Genomic DNA, 1,808 nt, shown 5'->3' on the forward strand with positions numbered 1-1,808 from the left:
GCCGGCTCCCGACGACGACGCCTATGCGCGGGCGGCCTATGAGGCGCCGCAGGGCGAGATCGAGACGACGCTGGCACAGATCTGGGCGGAGCTTCTCAGGGTCGAGCGGGTCGGACGCCACGACAACTTCTTCGAGCTCGGCGGCCATTCGCTCTTGGCGGTGCAGCTCTTGGAGCGGCTGCGGCGGCTGTCGCTCGGGGTGGAGGTGCGCACCCTGTTCGCCAGGCCGGTGCTGGCCGATCTTGCCGAAGGCCTTGGCAGCAATCACGAAGTGACGGTGCCTCCCAACCTGATCACCGAACAGAGTACGGCGATTACGCCGCAGATGCTGCCGCTCATTGAGCTGGCCCAGCCGGAGATCGACCGGATCGTAGAAACGGTGCCCGGCGGCGTTGGCAATGTCCAGGATATCTATGCCCTGTCGCCGCTGCAGGACGGCATCCTGTTCCATCATCTGCTGGTCAGCCGGGGCGATGCCTACCTGCTGGTGTCGCAGATGGCATTTGCCGATCGCGAGCTGTTGGACCGCTATCTCGGCGCGGTCCAGCAGGTAGTCGATCGCCACGACATCCTGCGCACCGCATTCGTCTGGCAAGGGCTATCCAGCCCCGCCCAGGTTGTGTGGCGCAAAGCACCCCTCGAGGTGAGCCAGGTCGAGCTGGATGCCTGTGATGGTTCCGGCGCCGATGAGCTCCGGCGCCGGTTTGATCCGCGCCGGGAACGCGTCGATCTTGGCCGGGCGCCGTTGTTGCGTTTCGTGATCGCGCGCGAGCCCGGCAGCCGCCGCTGGCTGCTGCAGCAGCTGCAGCACCATTTGATCGGGGATCACACGACGCTGGAAGTCATGTATGCCGAGGTACGGGCAGTGCTGGCGGGGCGGGAGCATGAGTTGCCGGCACCGCAGCCGTTCCGCAGTCTGGTGGCGCACGCGCGCCTGGGTGTTGATGCCAACGCGCATGAGCAGTTCTTCCGGCAGCAACTGGCCGACATCGACGAGCCGACGCTGCCGTTCGCGCTGCGCGACGTCTACGGCGACGGCAGCAGATCCGGCGCGGTGCATTGGATACTGCCGCAGGCGCTCAACGCGCGGCTGCGCAGTCAGGCGCGGCGGTTGGGTGTGAGCCTGGCAAGCCTGTGCCACCTGGCCTGGGGGCAGGTGCTGTCGCGCAGCAGCGGCCGGGAGCAGGTGGTGTTCGGCACGGTGCTGTTCGGCCGCATGCATGCGGGTGCAGGCGCCGACCGCACCATGGGCCTGTTCATCAATACCCTGCCTGTGCGCCTCGACCTCGACGGGACCGGCGTCGAGGAAAGCGTGCGCAGCACGCATCGCCGGCTTTCCGGGCTGCTGGCGCACGAGCATGCCTCGCTGGTGCTGGCGCAACGCTGCAGCGGCGTTGCGGCGCCGGCGCCGCTGTTCAGCGCGCTGTTGAACTACCGTCACAACACGCCGGCGGCCATGGCTGGTCCTGGAACGGATGATGTCCTGTCGGGCTTGGAATGGCTGGGCGGGGAGGAACGCACCAACTATCCACTGACCCTGTCGGTGGAGGATTTTGGCGAGGCGCTCGGCCTAACGGCACAGGTGGCGGAGCCAATCTCTGCAGATCGGGTCTGCAGCTACATGCAGCGGGCGCTCGAGCAGCTGGCGGAGGCGCTGGAGAGGGCCCCCGATCGGCCGGTGCGCGAGCTGGACATCCTACCGGCCGACGAACGCACGTATCTACTGGAGGAGCTGAACCGGACGGCGGCGCCTTATCCGTCGGACCGGTGCATCCATGAACTGTTCGAGCAGCAGGTGCGGCGCGCCC

General features: G+C 67.4%; 1 protein-coding gene. It reads left to right on the forward strand.

Translation table 11 applies throughout. From position 1 onward, the window contains the following. Positions 1–1,808: condensation domain-containing protein (locus NKG99_RS35685; protein ID WP_352874154.1), on the forward strand; the 1,808-nt coding region annotated here is incomplete at both ends.

Origin of the sequence: Mesorhizobium sp. M1409 (genome assembly GCF_040317535.1) — a bacterium.
In the GTDB taxonomy this organism is placed as follows: domain Bacteria; phylum Pseudomonadota; class Alphaproteobacteria; order Rhizobiales; family Rhizobiaceae; genus Mesorhizobium.